This is a genomic window from Mammaliicoccus sp. JADD-157, assembly GCF_049310805.1.
In the GTDB taxonomy this organism is placed as follows: Bacteria; Bacillota; Bacilli; order Staphylococcales; family Staphylococcaceae; genus Mammaliicoccus; species Mammaliicoccus lentus.
The window spans coordinates 247,828-267,725 of record NZ_JBMOVZ010000002.1 but is presented as its reverse complement, the minus strand read 5'-3'; the positions used below and the strand labels follow the sequence as shown (position 1 = coordinate 267,725).

The 19,898-nt window shown below is 31.4% G+C and carries 15 protein-coding genes; 14 read left to right on the top strand and 1 reads right to left on the bottom strand.

Going from position 1 to position 19,898, the window contains the following annotated elements:
* Positions 1-239: 239 nt before the first annotated feature.
* Together pfkA and pyk are read left to right on the top strand one after the other, a co-directional pair.
* Positions 240-1,205 (top strand): 6-phosphofructokinase, encoded by a 966-nt coding sequence (pfkA, locus tag ACO6VN_RS07830; protein ID WP_017000651.1) that lies wholly within the window; start codon positions 240-242, stop codon positions 1,203-1,205.
* A gap of 25 nt (positions 1,206-1,230) precedes the next feature.
* Positions 1,231-2,991 (top strand): pyruvate kinase, encoded by a 1,761-nt coding sequence (gene pyk, locus ACO6VN_RS07825; RefSeq protein WP_017000652.1) that lies wholly within the window; start codon positions 1,231-1,233, stop codon positions 2,989-2,991.
* A 118-nt stretch (positions 2,992-3,109) separates the two neighbouring features.
* Here pyk and ACO6VN_RS07820 read toward each other — a convergent pair whose 3' ends face one another.
* Positions 3,110-4,462, bottom strand: coding sequence for an amino acid permease (locus tag ACO6VN_RS07820; protein ID WP_194201346.1), 1,353 nt, complete (start codon positions 4,460-4,462; stop codon positions 3,110-3,112).
* Between the two features lie 431 nt (positions 4,463-4,893).
* Between ACO6VN_RS07820 and ACO6VN_RS07815 the strand changes: the two genes are divergently transcribed.
* The 12 genes from ACO6VN_RS07815 to dnaI all read left to right on the top strand — a co-directional run bounded on the left by ACO6VN_RS07815 (position 4,894) and on the right by dnaI (position 19,595).
* A complete protein-coding gene (locus ACO6VN_RS07815; RefSeq protein ID WP_016999314.1) occupies positions 4,894-6,012 on the top strand; it encodes a citrate synthase in 1,119 nt (372 codons plus the stop codon).
* Between the two features lie 50 nt (positions 6,013-6,062).
* Positions 6,063-7,331, top strand: a complete 1,269-nt coding sequence (gene icd / locus ACO6VN_RS07810; protein ID WP_016999313.1) for an NADP-dependent isocitrate dehydrogenase — start codon at positions 6,063-6,065, stop codon at positions 7,329-7,331.
* Positions 7,332-7,390: 59 nt separating this feature from the next.
* Positions 7,391-8,323: a malate dehydrogenase gene (mdh, locus tag ACO6VN_RS07805; RefSeq protein WP_194201345.1), complete on the top strand. Its 933-nt coding sequence runs from the start codon at positions 7,391-7,393 to the stop codon at positions 8,321-8,323.
* A gap of 295 nt (positions 8,324-8,618) precedes the next feature.
* Complete coding sequence (locus ACO6VN_RS07800) at positions 8,619-9,329, top strand: response regulator transcription factor (RefSeq protein ID WP_016999311.1); 711 nt, start codon at positions 8,619-8,621, stop codon at positions 9,327-9,329.
* Positions 9,322-11,028 carry a two-component system histidine kinase PnpS gene (pnpS, locus tag ACO6VN_RS07795; RefSeq protein WP_422404444.1) on the top strand — a complete coding sequence of 569 codons (1,707 nt, stop codon included), beginning with the start codon at positions 9,322-9,324 and terminating at the stop codon, positions 11,026-11,028. The genes ACO6VN_RS07800 and pnpS overlap by 8 nt, the downstream gene beginning before the upstream one ends.
* A 190-nt stretch (positions 11,029-11,218) precedes the next feature.
* Positions 11,219-13,843 (top strand): DNA polymerase I, encoded by a 2,625-nt coding sequence (gene polA / locus ACO6VN_RS07790; RefSeq protein ID WP_422404443.1) that lies wholly within the window; start codon positions 11,219-11,221, stop codon positions 13,841-13,843.
* Between the two features lie 21 nt (positions 13,844-13,864).
* On the top strand, positions 13,865-14,737 hold the full coding sequence (mutM, locus tag ACO6VN_RS07785) for a DNA-formamidopyrimidine glycosylase (RefSeq protein ID WP_422404442.1): 873 nt from the start codon (positions 13,865-13,867) through the stop codon (positions 14,735-14,737).
* A 10-nt stretch (positions 14,738-14,747) separates the two neighbouring features.
* The gene (coaE, locus tag ACO6VN_RS07780) at positions 14,748-15,347 is read left to right on the top strand and encodes a dephospho-CoA kinase (RefSeq protein WP_194201341.1); all 600 of its coding nucleotides are present in this window, start codon (positions 14,748-14,750) and stop codon (positions 15,345-15,347) included.
* 274 nt (positions 15,348-15,621) lie between these two features.
* On the top strand, positions 15,622-16,656 hold the full coding sequence (locus ACO6VN_RS07775) for a glyceraldehyde-3-phosphate dehydrogenase (RefSeq protein WP_194201340.1): 1,035 nt from the start codon (positions 15,622-15,624) through the stop codon (positions 16,654-16,656).
* 151 nt (positions 16,657-16,807) lie between these two features.
* A complete protein-coding gene (gene nrdR, locus ACO6VN_RS07770) occupies positions 16,808-17,266 on the top strand; it encodes a transcriptional regulator NrdR (RefSeq protein ID WP_016999305.1) in 459 nt (152 codons plus the stop codon).
* Between the two features lie 11 nt (positions 17,267-17,277).
* Positions 17,278-18,675: a replication initiation and membrane attachment family protein gene (locus ACO6VN_RS07765; protein WP_194201339.1), complete on the top strand. Its 1,398-nt coding sequence runs from the start codon at positions 17,278-17,280 to the stop codon at positions 18,673-18,675.
* Positions 18,675-19,595, top strand: a complete 921-nt coding sequence (gene dnaI, locus ACO6VN_RS07760; protein ID WP_016999303.1) for a primosomal protein DnaI — start codon at positions 18,675-18,677, stop codon at positions 19,593-19,595. The genes ACO6VN_RS07765 and dnaI overlap by 1 nt, the downstream gene beginning before the upstream one ends.
* Positions 19,596-19,898 lie beyond the last annotated feature (303 nt).

Here is a 19,898-nt window from a genome sequence, read left to right as displayed (position 1 = left end):
TATAAACAAAAAGAAAAGTCTTTTACTTATGTAAGACTTTTCTTTTTGTTTATAATGAGTATATATGCATAATATTCATTATTATAAAACGTTTTCAATAAATTGATTATTGCGAAAGTATGAAGCTTTATCAAAGAAGACGTTTACATATCTAAATAACGTTAGTTTTAATGGAATCAAGTTCACATTTGTGTTATTTTTAAATTAACAATCATATATTAAGAGAGGTCTGTATATTTATGAAAAAAATTGCAGTATTAACGAGTGGTGGAGATTCACCAGGGATGAATGCAGCTATTCGTGCTGTCGTTCGTAAAGCAATATACCATGATATTGAAGTTTATGGTGTCTATCAAGGTTATCTAGGTTTAATTAATGATAACATTGAAAAACTAGAATTAGGATCAGTTGGAGATATGATTCAACGAGGTGGAACTTTCTTATATTCTGCTAGATGTCCAGAATTTAAAGAAAAAGAAGTCCGCGCTAAAGCAATTGAAAACCTTGAAAAAAGAGGTATTGAAGGGTTAGTAGTTATCGGCGGAGATGGTAGCTACAGAGGTGCACAAAGATTAAGTGAAGAAGCTAAAAGTCTTAAAACAATCGGCGTACCAGGAACAATCGATAATGACATAAATGGTACAGATTTTACAATAGGTTTTGATACTGCACTTAATACGATTATTGATTCAGTCGATAAAATTCGTGATACAGCATCAAGCCATGAACGTACTTTTATTATAGAAGTAATGGGAAGAGATGCAGGAGACTTAGCTTTATGGTCTGGACTTGCTGCTGGAGCTGAAACAATATTAATACCTGAAGTTAAATCTGACATTGAAGAAATTGCTGAAAAGATTCAACAAGGTATGGAACGTGGTAAAAAACATTCAATCATTGTTTGTGCTGAAGGTGTTATGACAGGTAATCAATGTGGCGAAGAGCTTAAGAAATTTATAAATATAGATACACGTGTTTCTTGTTTAGGACACATCCAACGTGGTGGTACACCAACAGGTATGGATAGAGTTTTAGCTTCTAGATTGGGCGGATATGCAGTAGAATTACTTATTGAAGGTGAAAGTGCAAAAGCAGTTGGTATCCAAAAAAATATACTAACTCGTACAAACTTTGATGAAATATTCCAATCAGAGCATAGCATTGATAATAAAATGTATGAATTAGCAAATCAGCTATCTATATAAAACAAAAATACGGAGGTCATTTAAAATGAGAAAGACAAAAATTGTATGTACAATAGGTCCAGCTTCAGAGTCTGAAGAAATGTTAGAAAAATTAATGCTTGCAGGTATGAACGTTGCAAGATTAAACTTTTCACATGGTGATCATGACGAACATAAAAATCGTATCGATACGATTCGTAAAGTAAGTAAGAAATTAAACAAAAACATTGGTATTTTATTAGACACTAAAGGTCCAGAAATTAGAACGCATACTATGCAAAATGGTTCTATTGAATTGACTAAAGGTGATGATATTACTGTTAAAACTACAGAAGTAGAAGGGACAACAGAAGCTTTCTCCGTAACTTATGAAAATTTAGCTGAAGATCTTGAAGTTGGTTCTAAAATACTTTTAGATGACGGATTAATTGAATTAACAGTTAAATCTATTGATGCATCTAAAGGAGAAGTTCATTGTTCAGTTGATAACTCTGGAGAACTTAAAAATAAAAAAGGTGTAAACCTGCCAGGCGTTAAAGTAAGCTTACCTGGTATTACAGATAAAGATGCTAGTGATATTCGTTTTGGTATTGAACAAGGTATTGATTTCATAGCGGCGAGTTTCGTAAGAAGACCTTCGGATGTATTAGATATTCGCGCTATTTTAGAAGAAAGTAATACTGATTTCATTAAAATAATTCCAAAAATAGAAAACGAAGAAGGTATTGAAAACATCGATGAAATCCTTCAAGTTTCTGATGGTTTAATGGTTGCTCGTGGAGATATGGGTGTTGAAATTTTACCTGAAGAAGTTCCAATGGTACAAAAACAATTAATTCAAAAATGTAATAAACTAGGTAAACCTGTTATTACAGCAACACAAATGTTGGATTCTATGCAAAGAAACCCACGTTGTACGAGAGCTGAAGCAAGTGACGTAGCTAACGCTATTTACGATGGATCAGACGCTGTTATGTTATCAGGTGAAACAGCTGCTGGGTTATATCCAGAAGAAGCTGTTCGCACAATGCAAAATATTGCAGTAGCGGCTGAAAAAGCACAAGACTATAAAAAATTATTATCAGATCGTTCTAAGATGATTGATACAAACTTAGTTAATGCAATTGGTGTATCAGTAGCTCACACTGCATTAAACTTAAATGTTGAATCAATTGTAGCAGCAACAGAAAGTGGTGCTACTGCACAAACTATATCTAAATATAGACCACATTCTCATATTATTGCAGTAACACCTAATGAAACAACTGCACGTCATATGTCATTAGTTTGGGGCGTTTTACCAGTAGTTAGAAAAGGTAAACAAACTACAGACGAATTATTAAACAATGCTGTTTCAACAGCAGTAAATACTGGTTTAGTGGATAATGGTGACTTAATTATCATTACTGCTGGTGTACCAACAGGTGAAACAGGTACAACTAACTTAATGAAAATTCACTTAGTAGGTGATGATTTAGCTAAAGGACAAGGTATTGGCCATTCATCTGCTGTCGGTAAAGCTGTAGTAGTTGATAAAGCTGAAGATTTAGAAGGTAAAGATTTAAGCGAAGCTATAGTTATTACACAATCTAGTGATGCTGATATGGTTCCTTACCTTGAAAATGCTAAAGGTTTAGTTACTGAAGAAGGTGGATTAACTTCACACGCTGCAGTAGTTGGATTAAACTTAGGTATCGCGACTATAGTTGGCGTAGAAGATGCTCGTCAAAAAATTGTTGACGGCACATTAATCACTTTAGATCCAAAACAACATAAGATTTATGAAGGATACGCTAACGTACTTTAATCAATATAATGAAAGAGTCTGAGACAAGTTTATGTCTTGGACTTTTTTTATTTATATATAAATAAAAAACCATCAAAATTCTTTAATAAATAAGAATTTTGATGGTTTTTAAGTGAATCTATTTAAATTTTCTTTTTTGTATAAAATACATGATGGTCAATAAAACAAACCAAATTGGTGTAATTAAAATAGCGATTAAAGTTACTTTGTTAGTCATAAGCAATATAAATACAAAAATAAAGAATATTAATGTAATCCATGCCATCGGAACACCACCAGGTAATTTAAAGTTTGACGTTTTGTTAAGTTCTGGTGCTAATTTTCTATATCTAATATATGCAATTGTTATCAATGACCAAACAACTAAGAATAGTACAGTAGATACTGATGTAACATATTTAAAAACTTCGCCTGCGTCTTTAATAATATAGTTTAAAAGTACAGATATCATTAATAATAAGCAGCTAAATAAAGTTGCTTTATATGGTACGCCTCTGCTATTTGTTTCACCGAAACCTTTATTTGCTTGATTGTTTTGGGATAAACCATAAAGCATTCTACTATTAGAGAAAATACCGCTGTTACAAGATGAAGCTGCTGCTGTTAAGACAACAAAATTAATAATACTAGCAGCAATTGGAATACCTATTAGACCAAATAATTTTACGAATGGGCTTTCAGCAGGATCAATTTGATTCCATGGTGTTATAGACATGATAATGATTAGTGACCCTACATAAAATAACATAATTCTAATAGGTACGCTGTTTATAGCTCTTGGAATAGTCTTGTGTGGATCTTTAGTCTCTCCTGCAGTTACACCTATCAATTCAATACCTACGAATGAAAATGCCGCCATTTGGAATGATAAGAAAAATCCATTCATCCCATTGGGGAACAATCCACCATGACTCCAAATATGAGTAAGTGAAGCTGTACCATATGGCGTTTTATAAGCCATGACTAGCATGATGATTCCTACAACAATTAAGGCAATAATTGTTGTAATTTTAATAATTGAGAACCAAAATTCTAATTCTCCAAATAATTTTGCGGTCATTAAATTCATTGTCATTAGTACGAGTATTGTGAATAGTGCTGTAATCCAAGTTGGTATTTCAGGAAACCAAAAGCTTATGTATTTTGCTACGGCTGTTACTTCTGCCATGCCGGTAACTATCCAACAGAACCAATAAGTCCAACCTGTAATGTATCCAGCAAATGGACCAATATATGTATGTGTAACGTCTGCAAATGAATGAAAGTCTGTATTAGATAATAATATTTCCCCTAAAGCTCTCATAAACATAAACAGTATGAAACCTATTATGATATAGGTTAATAAAATTGAAGGGCCAGCTGAATGTATTGTTTCACCTGCACCTAAAAATAGACCAGTTCCTATTGCTCCACCTATAGCAATTAGTTGAACGTGTCTATTACTTAATTCCCTTTGTAAATTATTTGACATAAAAATTAATTCCTTCTTTCCTTAATACGTCTTAATATATATTTTATTATGCACTTACACTATTAAAATAGCAATTAAAATATACATAAATTGTATGCAGTTAAGTCTATTAAAAATGATTTATTATTTTTATCATAAACAATAAATAAAATGAATGATTAAAGAGGAGTAATGCATATATCTGATAACTTTTATAAGAATTAAAAGTGTTCAAAACCTTTATAACACTTGGTTCAAAGCTTATCGTCTAAAAGTTATATGAAAATTGTATTTTCAATAATTTTACACTTATCCTAATTTATTTAACGATATTAATTAACTTTTTAAAAGTTTAAAAGGTGTTCGCATTCACAAAATGGCTTAAATTATATATAATGTATATGAAAGCCATTACATACATGGGCAATTATTTAGTAAGGGGGATAAACAATATGGCACAAGTAGCAAAAGGACTAGAAGGTATTATTGCTTCTGAAACAAAAATTAGTTCTATTATAGATAATCAACTAACTTATGCTGGTTATGATATAGATGACTTAACAGAAAATGCATTATTTGAAGAGGTAATGTTTTTACTGTGGAATCTAAGATTACCAAATAAAGAAGAACTAGAAGACTTAAAAGAAAAATTATTGCATTATATGACTTTAAACCCGAGAATGTACTCACATTTTGAAGATTATGCAACGGATAAAGTACATCCGATGACAGGTTTACGTACGTCACTATCATACTTAGCTCATTTTGATCCACAAGCTGAAGTGTTTGATGATGAAACAAATTATGAACGTGCGATAAGAATTCAAGCAAAAGTAGCTTCATTAGTAACTTCTTTCTCAAGAGTTAGAAATGGTAAAGAAGTTGTTAAACCTAAAAAGGAATTAAGCTATGCAGGTAACTTCTTGTACATGTTAAGAGGGGAAGTTCCTAGCGACGTAGAAATTGAAGGATTTAATAAAGCATTAATTTTACATGCAGATCATGAATTTAATGCATCAACATTTACAGCTAGGGTAGCTGTTTCAACATTATCAGATATGTATTCAGGTGTAACAGCAGCAGCTGGAGCTTTAAAAGGTCCATTGCATGGTGGCGCTAATGAGCAAGTTATGAAAATGTTGACTGAAATTGGAACCGTTGATAAGACAGATAGTTATATTAAAGAAAAAATCGAAAATAAAGAAAAAATTATGGGATTCGGTCACAGAGTATATAAAAATGGTGACCCAAGAGCTAAGTACTTAAAAGAAATGAGTCGTCGTATCACTGATGAAACTGGTCAAAAAGAGTTATTCGAAATTTCATTACGTATTGCAGAAATAATGAAAGAAGAAAAAGGTTTATTACCTAATGTTGATTTCTTTAGTGCAACTGTTTACCATAGCATGGGTATAGACCATGATTTATTCACACCGATATTTGCAGTAAGCCGTATGGCAGGTTGGACTGCTCATATTCTAGAGCAATATAGAGAAAATAGAATTATGAGACCAAGAGCTGAATATACAGGTGAACGTAATCGTAAGTATGAACCAATTGAAAATAGATAGTTTTATAAATATAATATAAATTAAACATATTTAAATGGAGGAATCATATAATGACAGCAGAAAAAATTACAACAAATCAAGGCGTTTTAAATGTTCCGAATAATCCTATTGTTCCTTATATTATCGGAGACGGTATTGGTCCAGATATCTGGAATGCAGCAAGTAAAGTACTAGATGCAGCTGTAGAAAAAGCTTATAATGGCGAAAAGAAAATTGAATGGAAAGAAGTATTAGCTGGTCAAAAAGCTTACGACGAAACAGGCGAGTGGTTACCTGCTGAAACATTAGATACAATTAGAGAATATTTAATCGCTATTAAAGGTCCTTTAACTACACCAATTGGTGGAGGTATTCGCTCATTAAACGTTGCTTTACGTCAAGAATTAGATTTATTTACTTGTCTAAGACCTGTACGTTGGTTTAAAGGTGTTCCTTCACCTGTAAAACGTCCTGAAGATACAGATATGGTTATTTTCCGTGAAAATACAGAAGACATTTATGCTGGTATCGAATTCCAAGAGGGTTCTGATGATGCTAAAAAAGTTATTGATTTCTTACAAAATGAAATGGGTGCTAAAAATATTAGATTCCCTGAAACTTCAGGTATTGGTATCAAACCTGTTTCTAAAGAAGGTACTGAAAGATTAGTTAGAGCAGCTATTAACTACGCGTTTGATAACAATCGTCGTAACGTTACATTAGTTCACAAAGGTAACATTATGAAGTTTACTGAAGGTGCGTTCAAACAATGGGGTTATGATTTAGCTGAACGTGAATTTGGTGACCGTGTATTCACTTGGCAACAATATGATAAAATCGTTGAAGAAGAAGGTAAAGATGCTGCGAACAAAGCGCAATCTGATGCAGAAGCTGAAGGTAAATTAATCATTAAAGATTCAATCGCAGATATTTTCTTACAACAAATTTTAACGCGCCCTGCTGAATTTGATGTTGTAGCTACAATGAACTTAAATGGTGACTATGTTTCAGATGCTTTAGCAGCACAAGTTGGCGGAATTGGTATTGCACCAGGAGCTAACATCAACTATGAAACTGGTCATGCAATCTTTGAAGCTACACATGGTACTGCACCAAAATATGCTGGTTTAGATAAAGTGAATCCTTCATCAGTATTATTAAGTGGTGTTCTATTATTAGAACACATTGGTTGGCAAGAAGCTGCAGATAAAATTACACAATCTGTAGAAGCGACTATTGCATCTAAAGTAGTAACATATGACTTTGCTCGTTTAATGGAAGGCGCAACTGAAGTTAAATCTTCAGAATTCGCTGATGAATTAGTTAAAAATTTACCATAATGTGATTAATTGAGGGGGGTTATATATAACCTCCCTTTTATTTTAAGGAGATGTAATTTATGACAAGAAAAAAAGTATCAATTATTGGCGCCGGCTTTACAGGTGCTACAGCAGCTTTTGTAGCAGCACAAAAAGAATTAGGGGATATTGTATTAGTTGATATACCTCAATCTGAAGATCCTACTAAAGGTAAAGCATTAGACATAGCTGAAAGCGCACCAGTACTTGGGTTTGATTCTAAAGTAATTGGGACATCAAACTATGAAGATACAAAAGACTCTGACGTTGTAATTATTACAGCGGGTATAGCTAGAAAACCTGGTATGTCGAGAGATGATTTAGTACAAACAAACCAAAAAGTCATGAAATCAGTTACTGAACAAATAGTTAAATATTCACCTAATGCAATTATTTTAGTTTTAACAAATCCTGTTGATGCCATGACGTACACTGTATATAAAGCATCAGGATTTCCTAAAGAGAGAGTTATTGGTCAATCGGGTGTATTAGATACAGCTAGGTTCAGAACATTCGTTGCAGAAGAATTAGACTTATCTGTTAAAGATGTAACAGGTTTTGTACTTGGTGGTCATGGGGATACTATGGTTCCTTTAATTAGATACTCAGCAGCTGGTGGAGTACCATTAGAAAAATTACTTTCTGAAGAAAAAATTAATGCAATTGTAGATCGTACAAGAAAAGGTGGGGCAGAAATTGTTAACCTTCTAGGAAATGGATCTGCTTATTACGCTCCTGGCGCTGCATTAATTGAAATGACGGAATCTATTTTGAAAGATCAAAAACGCGTATTACCTTCTATTGCTTATTTAGAAGGTGAATATGGGTATGAGGATATCTATTTAGGTGTACCAACTGTGCTAGGTAGTAATGGTATAGAAAAAGTTATTGAATTAGATTTAACAAATGAAGAAAAAGAATTATTAGATGAATCTGCAGAAGCAGTTAAATCAGTTAAAGAAGTGTTACAATAGGAATAATATAGTTAAAGTGCTGGCTGGGACATAAATAAATGTCTCAGCTTCATTCATTACAAGGCACTATCTGATTAGGTATTAAAACGTGCTTAAATCAAGCTTTTTCATACTTAGTCATTTTTAATGGGGGTAGGACTACGAAATTTTTTAAAATGAGATTTTTGTCCTACTCCCTATTTTATTAGCTTAATTGTTAATACAGTGTTAACTTTTTGTAAAGTTCTCTAAATACGTATTATTTTTTTAATAATTTACGTTATAATTATGTTAAATCGCTTAAGGAGGTTCTTGCATGTCACAAAAAGTATTGGTAGTAGACGATGAACAATCAATCGTCACTTTGCTTAAATATAATATAGAACAAGCGGGTTACCAAGTTATTGTAGCCTATGATGGTGTCCAAGCATTAGAGAAAGTCAACGAAGAAAAACCGGATTTAGTGGTTTTAGATGTCATGTTACCTGAAATGGATGGTATTGAAGTATGTAAAACAATACGTTCAGATAAAAATCAAGTTCCTATTTTAATGTTAACAGCAAAAGATGATGAATTTGATAGAGTATTAGGTTTAGAACTAGGTGCAGATGATTACATGACAAAGCCATTTTCACCAAGAGAAGTGGTAGCAAGAGTTAAAGCAATTTTAAGACGAGTTAGCCAAATCGAATCTAGTCAATTAGATGAAGATGAAGATATTATATTAGGTTCAATTCGAATACGTCCAGATTATTTTGAAGTTTATCGAAATGACGAGCTTCTAGAATTAACACCGAAAGAATTCGAATTATTACTATATTTAATCGAAAGACAAGGCCGTGTGATTACTAGAGAACATATGCTGAATTCAGTATGGAATTATGAATTTGCAGGAGATTCACGTATTGTAGATGTACATATAAGTCATTTAAGAGATAAGCTTGAAGAAAACCCTAAACAGCCTCAGTTTATAAAAACGGTGAGAGGCTTAGGTTATAAGTTAGAAAGACCAAAAAATAATGATTAAGTTTTATAATAAGCTTTTAATTATACTTACAACAGTTACCGTTGTAAGTTTTCTTATATTAGGGTTTTTCCTACATAATTCAAGTTATGATCTAATATCTAAGCAAGAAGATAAACAAATGAAAAACGATTCTAGAAAGATTTACGATATTGCCAAACAACATCCAGAAGATTTAGATAATATATTAAATGTATTTGTACAAGATGTTTTAGTCATGAAAAATAATAAAGAATTATATAATTCTCAAAATCAAGGGACTAAAATTTTTGATAATGAGAAAGATGATGCCATTAAAGAAGCTAGAAAATTCGATGAATCATTTAAACTTAATAAAGAAAAAAGTGAATTAATTTCTGCTAAAAAATATGGTGAATATACGATTGTTTTAGCAAAAGAATCTGAAACTATAGCAATTATTCAAAAAGATATTTGGAAATACTTGTTAATCGTCTTATTATTTACTTTACCACTTATTTATTTCGTAGTTAGATACATCAATACTTCTTACATCTATCCTATAAAAGAAGTAACATATGCTACTAAATTATTAGCTTCTGGTAAGTATAGAGTAAGAGTTCCAGAAAGTAATGTTAAAGAAACGAAAGACTTATTCATTAATACTAATGAGCTCGCTAGAACGCTAGACGATTTAAATAATGAGCAGAAACTCCAAAGAAATAGATTAGAAACGACATTAGAAAACATTCCAAGTGCAACGTTGATGATCGATAGAGATGGTTATATTGTTATAGCTAATAAAACTTATCATGATTTATTTGATAGAGTTGGGAATGCAGAAGGGCAATTGTTTAAAGATGTCATGCCTAATCAAGAAATCAGCCAAATGATGAACGAAGCTTTGAAGTTAGAACAACCTTTATTTGAACAAATTGAATTGTATATTAACAATGTTCATAATAAATTTTTCGAAGTATCTACTATACCAGTCCTATCAAGACGTAAGAAAAATCTTTTAGGTCTCGTAGTTGTAATGCATGATATTACAAAATTGAAAAAATTAGAACATATGCGCAAAGACTTTGTTGCAAATGTATCTCATGAACTGAGGACACCTATAACTTCTATTAAAGGCTTTGCTGAAACTTTATTAGATGGTGCTAAAGACGATCCAGAATCTTTAGATATGTTTTTAAATATCATTCTTGAAGAATCAAACAGGATACAATCATTAGTACAAGACTTGTTAGATTTATCTAAAATTGAACAAAGTAATAAAATTCCAAAAGAACGTATTTCTTTAACTGAAATAGGTGAGCATTGTATACAAACTGTAAGTAATGCAGCACATAAAAAAGATATTGAATTGATAGGTAATATCGATAATGATGTATATGCACTTGGAGATAAAGATAAAATCACACAAGTTCTTATTAATTTGTTAACGAATGCCATTAGTTACTCTTCGCCATCTAGTGAAGTTGTTTTAACAATTAAAAATGAAATAGACGGACAAATTATTTCTGTTAGAGACAATGGTATAGGTATTTCTGCAGAAGAGCATGCTCGTATATTTGAACGCTTTTATAGAGTTGATAAAGCAAGAAGTAGAGATTCTGGAGGTACTGGCTTAGGACTGTCTATTACAAAACATATTATAGAAGCACATAATGGTGTAATTAAAGTAGAATCTAAAGTAGGCGAGGGCTCTAATTTTATAGTTAAATTATTTAATGAATAATCTTCATATAATCTTTACAATAAATTCACACTAGTTTCATGGTTTATAGATAGAATGAATCTAGACCCCTTCATTTTGATGATTGAGCAAGATACTTCGGTATCTTGCTTTTTTATTTTATGCGAAACAATCTAAATATGGAGTTATATATGATAAAATGAAATCAATATAATGATGGAGGTATCTCACATTGGAAAAATTGGTACTTATAGACGGAAATAGTTTATCATTTAGAGCTTTTTTTGCATTGCCTCTTTTAACTAATAAAGCGGGCGTATACACAAATGCAATTTATGGTTTCACAATGATTTTAGATAAAATAATAAAAGAAGAACAACCGACTCATTTTATGGTTGCATTTGATGCTGGAAAAACAACATTTAGAAATAACATGTATAGTGAATACAAAGGTGGACGTGAAAAAACGCCGGATGAATTACGTAGCCAATTGCCATATATTCGTCAATTAGTTGAAAGTTATCATATTAAACACTATGAACTTGAAAATTATGAAGCGGACGATATTATCGGTACGCTATCAAAACAAGCTGATAATCAAAATTTAAAAACTATCATTATAACTGGCGATCGTGATTTAACTCAATTAGCTAGCGAAAACGTAACAATTTATTACACTAAAAAAGGTGTGACAGATATTGATCACTATACACCTGAATTCATCGCTGAAAAGTATGATGGTATAGTACCAAATCAAATTATTGATATGAAAGGTCTTATGGGAGATAAATCAGATAATATACCAGGTGTCCCTGGTATTGGTGAAAAGACTGCTATCAAGTTATTGAAACAATTTGAAACAGTTGAGGGCGTTTACGAAAATATAGATGAATTAAAAAAATCTAAAATGAAAGAAAAGCTAATTGAAAATGAAGAAAATGCAAAATTAAGTAAAGATTTAGCGACGATTAATAGAGATAGCCCTATAGAAGTAACGATAGATGATTTAAAATTAACAGACTATAGTGATGAAGAGAAAATTAAACTATTCAAAACTTTAGAATTTAAACAATTGTTAGATCAAATGGATGCAAGTACAGAAGCTTCAGATAATCGTGTTATTGAATATATAGATAGCATGGATGATTTTGATTTTAAAAATACAAAAGAAGCGTCCATACATTTTGAGACGAATGAAAACAATTATCTAAAAGCAGACGTTCTAGGTTTCGCTATTCAAACGGAAAATCAGGTATTTGTGATAACAGAAGAAGAATTTAAACAAAATAAAGATTTACATGAATGGTTAGAACTAGAAGAGGTATCGTTGTCTGCTTATGACGTTAAAAAGACTATTGTATTATCACATAGATTAGGTGTAAAAATTAAAGGTGTTACATTTGATACAATGTTAGCGAGTTATATATTAGATCCTTCTAGAACAATAGATGATGTATATTCAGTCGTGTCTGAATTTGGAATTTATTACGTGCCTAATGACGAAAGCATATATGGAAAAGGCAAAAAGTTACACGTGCCAGAAAGAGAAGTTTTATTTGAATGTATCGCAAAAAAAGTGACTGCGATTTCAGAATCAAAAGAAAAAATGATTGACCTATTAAAAGAAAGAGAACAACTTTCATTACACGATGATTTAGAGTTGCCACTAGCGACAGTTTTAGCTGATATGGAGAGATTAGGTATAACAGTTGATAAGGATACTTTAGTAAATATGCAAGAAGATTTAAATTCAAGACTTGAGAAATTAATTGAACAAATTCATAATTATGCGGGTTCTGAATTCAATATTAATTCACCTAAGCAACTTGGTGTAGTATTATTTGAAGATTTAAAATTACCAATCATTAAAAAGACTAAGACTGGCTATTCAACAGCAGTAGATGTGTTAGAACAATTACGAAATGAACATCCTATAATTGAAGATATTTTAGTTTATAGACAATTATCTAAATTGCAATCTACTTACATTGAAGGCCTACAAAAAATGATTACACCTGAAGGGAAGATTCATACGCGATTTAACCAAACATTGGCACAAACTGGTCGCTTAAGTTCTGTTGAACCTAACTTGCAAAACATACCGATTCGATTAGAAGAAGGTCGTAAAATTAGAAAAGCATTTAGACCAAGTAAGAAAGACCATGTTATTTTTGCAGCTGACTATTCTCAAATTGAGTTACGTGTATTGGCACATATTACAGGGGACGAACATATGAAAGAAGCATTTACATCTAATGAAGATATTCATACGAAAACTGCAATGCGTGTTTTCAACATAGATAGTAAAGACGAAATTACTGGAAATATGAGAAGACAAGCTAAAGCTGTTAACTTTGGTATCGTTTATGGAATCAGTGATTATGGGTTGAGTCAAAGTTTAGGTATTACGAGAAAAGAAGCTAAGAAATTTATCGATGACTATTTAGATAGTTTCCCTAAAGTAAAAGAATATATGGATACAATAGTGCAAGATGCAAAACAAAAAGGATACGTAGAAACACTTCTTCATAGAAGACGATATACGCCTGATATTACAAATAGAAACTTTAATTTAAGAAGCTTTGCAGAAAGAACAGCTATGAATACACCTATACAAGGTAGTGCAGCTGATATCATCAAACTTGCAATGGTTCAGTTTGCTCATAAAATTAAAGATACAAACTTTAATGCAAAATTATTATTACAAGTACACGATGAATTAATATTTGAAGTGCCAAATGATGAAATAGATGAATTCAGGCCATTTGTAGAGGAAATCATGGATAATGCGCTTGAACTGAGCGTACCATTAAGTGTTGAATCAAGTTATGGAGACACATGGTATGATGCAAAATAATGAAGAGAAAGAAGACTGAAAATGCCAGAATTACCAGAAGTAGAACATGTTAAGAGAGGTATCGAACCTAAATTAATTGGAAGAACGATTCAACATATTAAATTTTCAGATAAAGTGAAAATAGGTAAAGATACAGGTAAAGAAACGATTGTTAAAGGTACCTCTTTAGAAGAATTTAAAGCGCGTATTGAAAATTATACGATTACGAACGTATACAGACGAAGTAAATATATATTTATAGAATTAAAAAAAGATCAAAATCACCATATTATGATGTGTCATTTTGGTATGACAGGTGCTTTCTTTACAGTTCCGCAATTAGAAGATATTACGATACCAAATCATAAAAAGCATTGGCACGTTATTTTTGAGTTAGATAATGGAATTAAACTTATTTATACTGATATTCGAAGATTTGGTGAAATAAGAGCTTTGAAAGATTTAACAGAATATCCTTCAGTATTAAAAATAGCGCCAGAGCCATTTTTTGAAGAAGCCTTTCATCATTATAAAGAACAAATTAAGACAAAAAAGTTTATTAATAAACCTATAAAAGTGGCAATACTCGACCATACAGTGATTTCAGGGTGTGGAAATATATATGCATGCGAAGCTTTATTACGTGCAGGAATTTTGCCTAGTCGTAGCGTTAAAGAATTAAGTGAAGAAGAACAAGAAAAAGTATTTCGTGAAGTAGTGGAAGTTCTTCAAGAAGGTATTGATAATGGTGGATCAAGTATTTCTGATTATTACAATGCCGACGGAGAAAAAGGAACGATGCAAGAAAGACATCTTGTATATGGTAAAAATATTTGCGGACAATGTGGTGGTACTATTGAACAAGAAATCATAGCTACAAGAAATACTCATTATTGTCCAAACTGTCAAAAGTAGGTGTGTAAAGATGAGTCGTGTAATAGGTTTAACTGGTGGGATAGCTACGGGGAAATCAACAGTATCAAACCTGTTAAAAGAACATGGGTTTTATATTGTGGACGCTGATATAGCTAGTCGTAAAGCTGTCGAAAAAGGCAGTAAAGGATTAGATGAAGTGCGAGAAGTATTTGGTGACGAAGCAATAATTGATGGTGAAATGAATCGTCAGTATATTGGCCAGATTGTTTTCAATGATGAAAATATGAGAAATAAATTAAATAACATTATACATCCTAAAGTTCGTGAAATAATGGAAGATGAGAAACAACAAGCATTGAACGAGGGAAAAAACGTTATAATGGATATCCCTTTATTATTTGAAAACCAATTACAAGATACAGTTGATGAAACATGGTTAGTATATACAAATGAAACAAACCAAATTTATAGATTGAAAGAAAGAAATCAATTGACTGATGACGAAGCACTATTACGTATACGTTCACAAATTCCAATTGAAGAAAAACGACATTTAGCAGATGAAACTATTGAAAACAATGGCACAAAAGAAGATTTAGAATCGACTATTATTCAATTTTTAACTGCTAAAAACTATATAACCACATGATTTTATAATAATTTCAAGTTTGAATTACTGATATTTTGATGCGTTCTTTAAGATAGACACTTTAAGTGTTTAAATTGAAGAGCGCATTTTTGTTTTACTAGAAAATTCAATGTTACATACTAAATATAATATATGAGTAAAAATACTTAATAACGTAGTTTTATTAATAAAAATAAAATTTTCAAAAACACAATAGTAAACGTTTTCAATACGATTTTAATGTGATATACTAATTGCAACAAATAGTATATCACATTAAAAGGGGTTCTCGATTATGAAAAAAAATATTGCGATTAACGGATTAGGAAGAATAGGTAGAATGGTATTAAGAGGTGCACTTAAATCTGATGATTTGAATATTGTTGCGATAAATGCGTCTTATCCGCCAGAAACAATTGCACATTTAATTAAGTATGATTCAACACATGGCAAATTAGATGAAGAAATAAAAGCAGTTGAAGATGGAATTGTAATAAATAATCATAAAATTTTATTAGTGTCAGAGAGAGACCCTAAACTATTACCATGGGGAACATTAAATATTGATATTGTTATTGAAGCAACAGGCAAATTCAACCATGGAGATAAAGCAGTTTCACACATAGATGCAGGTGCTAAAAAAGTAATATTGACTGGTCCTGCTAAAGGTGGAAAAGTTCAAACGATTGTTAAAGGTGTAAATGATAATCAACTTAATTTAAAAGAATTTGATATTATTTCAAATGCTTCTTGTACAACAAATTGCTTAAGCCCTGTAGCTAAAGTCTTAAATGATAAGTTTGGTATTGAAAATGGCTTAATGACAACCGTTCATGCTTTTACAAATGATCAAAAGAACTTAGATAATCCGCATAAAGATTTAAGAAGAGCACGTTCTTGTACTGACAGCATAATACCAACTTCGACTGGAGCTGCAAAAGCTTTATCACTCGTATTACCAGAATTAGAAGGTAAAATGCATGGTATGGCATTAAGAGTACCAACTTCAAACGTTTCTTTAGTTGATTTAGTTGTTGATTTGAAAACTGATGTAACGATAGAAAAAGTGAATGATGCATTAAGAGAAGCAAGTAATGGAGAATTGGCAGGGATTATGGCTGTAAGCGATGAACCATTAGTTTCAATTGATTTTAATACTGATCCACATTCAGCTATTGTTGATGAACAATCTACGATGGTCATTGGAGATAATAAAGTTAAAGTATTGGCTTGGTATGACAATGAATGGGGATATTCAATGAGAGTTGTTGAATTAGCTGAGCAAGTGGCAAACATTTTAACTGAAACACAAGAACAAAAAATTTCATAATTGATATACTTAATAAACACAATGCGAATTTTGAAATTTGCATTGTGTTTTTATTTGATGATTTACAAATGTAAAGTAGTGAGCGTTTAAAAATATCCGAAACTACTGTATAATCTATGTATGAAAATATAAGTTCTGAGAGGTGAAACGAATGAGATGTCCAAATTGTAAATATGATAATTCTAAAGTAGTGGATTCAAGACACGCTGATGATCTGACTGCTATAAGAAGAAGAAGAGAGTGTGAATCATGTGGATTTCGTTTCACGACATTCGAAAGAGTTGAACTATCACCTTTAATAGTAGTTAAAAAAGATGGAGCTCGACAAACTTTTAATAGAGATAAAATATTAAATGGTCTCGTTCGTTCATGTGAAAAAAGACCAGTTGCTTTTCAAAAACTAGAAGATATTACAAACCAAGTTGAAAAAGACTTAAGAGCTGAAGGAGTTACTGAGGTATCTTCTAATGATATTGGAGAAAAAGTAATGGAACATTTAATGGATGTTGATCAAGTATCATATGTAAGGTTCGCGTCTGTATACAGAGAGTTCAAAGATGTCGATCAATTGCTACAATCAATGCAAGGTATTTTGAAAGACCGAAAGTAAGGTGATTATTAATGGCGGAATATTTTAGTGGTATAAAGCCTGGAGATGGCTTTTACGTGAAATCAAATTATAATTACACACATGTCCATCAAGACATATTAACTAGCTTATATACGCCGTTAATTGGTACTGATGCAATAGGTGTTTATTTATATTTATCACAATTTAATTTTCATAATGAACATGACGCTTATAGTCATTATACAATTATGAATGATTTAAAAATTAATTTATCAAATTTTAGAGATTCGTTAGATTTATTAGAAGGTATTGGATTAATTAAAACTTTTATGAAAGTAAACCAACAAGAGCAAACATTTATATACTCGTTACAACAACCTGCTACAACTGAACAATTCTTTAATGATCCTTTATTATCAGTTTTTTTATACCAACAAATAGGTAAGGCAAGATTTGTTGCCTTGAAAAATAGATATAAAGATAAAAGTGTTTCTACTTCAGATTATAACGATGTTACCAAAACTTTTACAGATGTTTTTAAAGTGCCTAATATGTCACAAGTAGCGCCTACAGATTCAATAGAAATACAACAAGATGCTAAAAACAAAGGTTTGGATTTATCAGATGTAAAATTCGATTTTGAAATGCTTGAGTTATTACTGAATAATCATTTAATTTCTAAAGAGATTTTAAATAAAAAGACAAAAGAAGTAATTATACAAATTGCTACATTATATGGTATAACACCTGTAGATATGAAATCTATCATTTTAAAATCTATAACAGAGAACCAAACAATCTCTTTAGAGGATTTAAGGAAACACGCACGGTCAATTTATCAAATAGAGCATGAAGGTGCTTTGCCAGCATTAGAAGTAAAGCAAGGTAATATAACATCAAGTCAAAATGAACAACCAAGTGAAGAAGTAAACTCATTATTATCTTGGTATGAATTACTAGATACTACAAGCCCTATTGAAATGTTATCTTCGTTTACAGAATCTGAGCCAACCGTTGCACAGAAAAGACTTGTAGAAGAAATCATTACTAGAGAAAAGTTACCATACGGGGTTATGAACATACTATTACAATATGTTATGTTCAAAAATAACATGCAATTACCGAAAGCTTATATTGAGGAAATCGCTTCTAACTGGAAGAAGTTAAAGCTAAGTTCAGCAGAGGAAGCTTATAATTACATTAAAGAATTTGAAAAGAAAACTAAAGAAAAGAAAAAGCAACGTCAAGAAAAAGGTAATTATAATTCATATAAATTGAAATCTATTGAAAAAACACCGGATTGGCTATTAAAACAAAAATCGAGTGAAGAAAAAGAAGACGGCGCCAATAATGATAAACAACAAGATGAAACTGATGAAGAATTTGAAAAAAGAAAAAAAGCTCTACAAAGAGAAATGGAAGCATTTTGGAAAGAAGGTGATCATTGATGGAACCGTTAGGGCAGCATTTGCAACAAAATAAAGATTTTCAAAAAAGACTAGATAAAATAAAAAGAGATACACTTGCCAATAAAGAAGTGAAAGCATTTATAGAAGCACATCAATCTGAATTGACAAATGCTATGATAGATAGAGATTTAGATCAACTGCAAGCATTTAAAGACCAGTCGAAAAGTTGTGAAAAATGTGATTGTTACAATAAATGCATTAACTTTGTTAAAGGACATGTTCCAGAATTATACATTCAAAATGATCACATTAAAATTAGATATTTACCGTGCCCGAATAAAATAGAACATGATGAACAACGCTTCCAATCTAACTTAGTAACATCTTTTCAAATGCCTGAAGAAACATTACAGGCAACAATTAAAGATATATACGTAGATAATGAAGCGAGAATGACTATTATTAAAAAAGCTATGGAAATTTGTAATAAAATAGTGAATGGTGAAGATACTAAAGGACTTTATATACACGGTCCATTTGGAACAGGTAAGTCTTATATACTTGGTGCAATATCTAATCAATTGAAATTGAAAAACCAAGCTTCAACAATTATATATTTACCAGAATTTATTAGAGTATTAAAAAATGGTTTTAATGATGGTTCATTTAGCCAAAGATTTGAATCTGCTCGAGAAGCAAAAGTATTAATGCTTGATGATATTGGCGCGGAAGAAATAACCCCTTGGGTAAGGGATGAAGTATTAGGTCCGTTATTACATTATAGAATGGTCCATAAACTACCGACTTTCTTTAGCTCGAACTTTAATTTTGAAGAATTAGAATTTCATTTGAGCAAAACGAGACAAGGTGCTGAAATAACGAAAGCAAGTAGAATTATGGAACGAATTAAGACAATTACTGAAGACTATGAACTTGAAGGCAAAAACTATAGAGCGTAATTTTAGCTTGATATTTTATAATAGAGTTGTATAATTGAATTATCTTAAATGAATATTTAAATTTAGAGGACATGACGTCTATTTAGCATTCACAGAGAGTCTCATCTAGCTGAAATTGAGATAATGCGATATATTCGGTTACTCCCTCATACATGATGTGTTAATCCACATTCGGCTCAAGACCGTTATCTTATGTAGAGTTATCGTAAACACAATAAGTTTGCGTTAATGAGGGTGGTACCGCGAGAGATTTCGTCCCTTTGGATGAGGTCTCTTTTTTATGTTCTTTAATAATTTTAATGA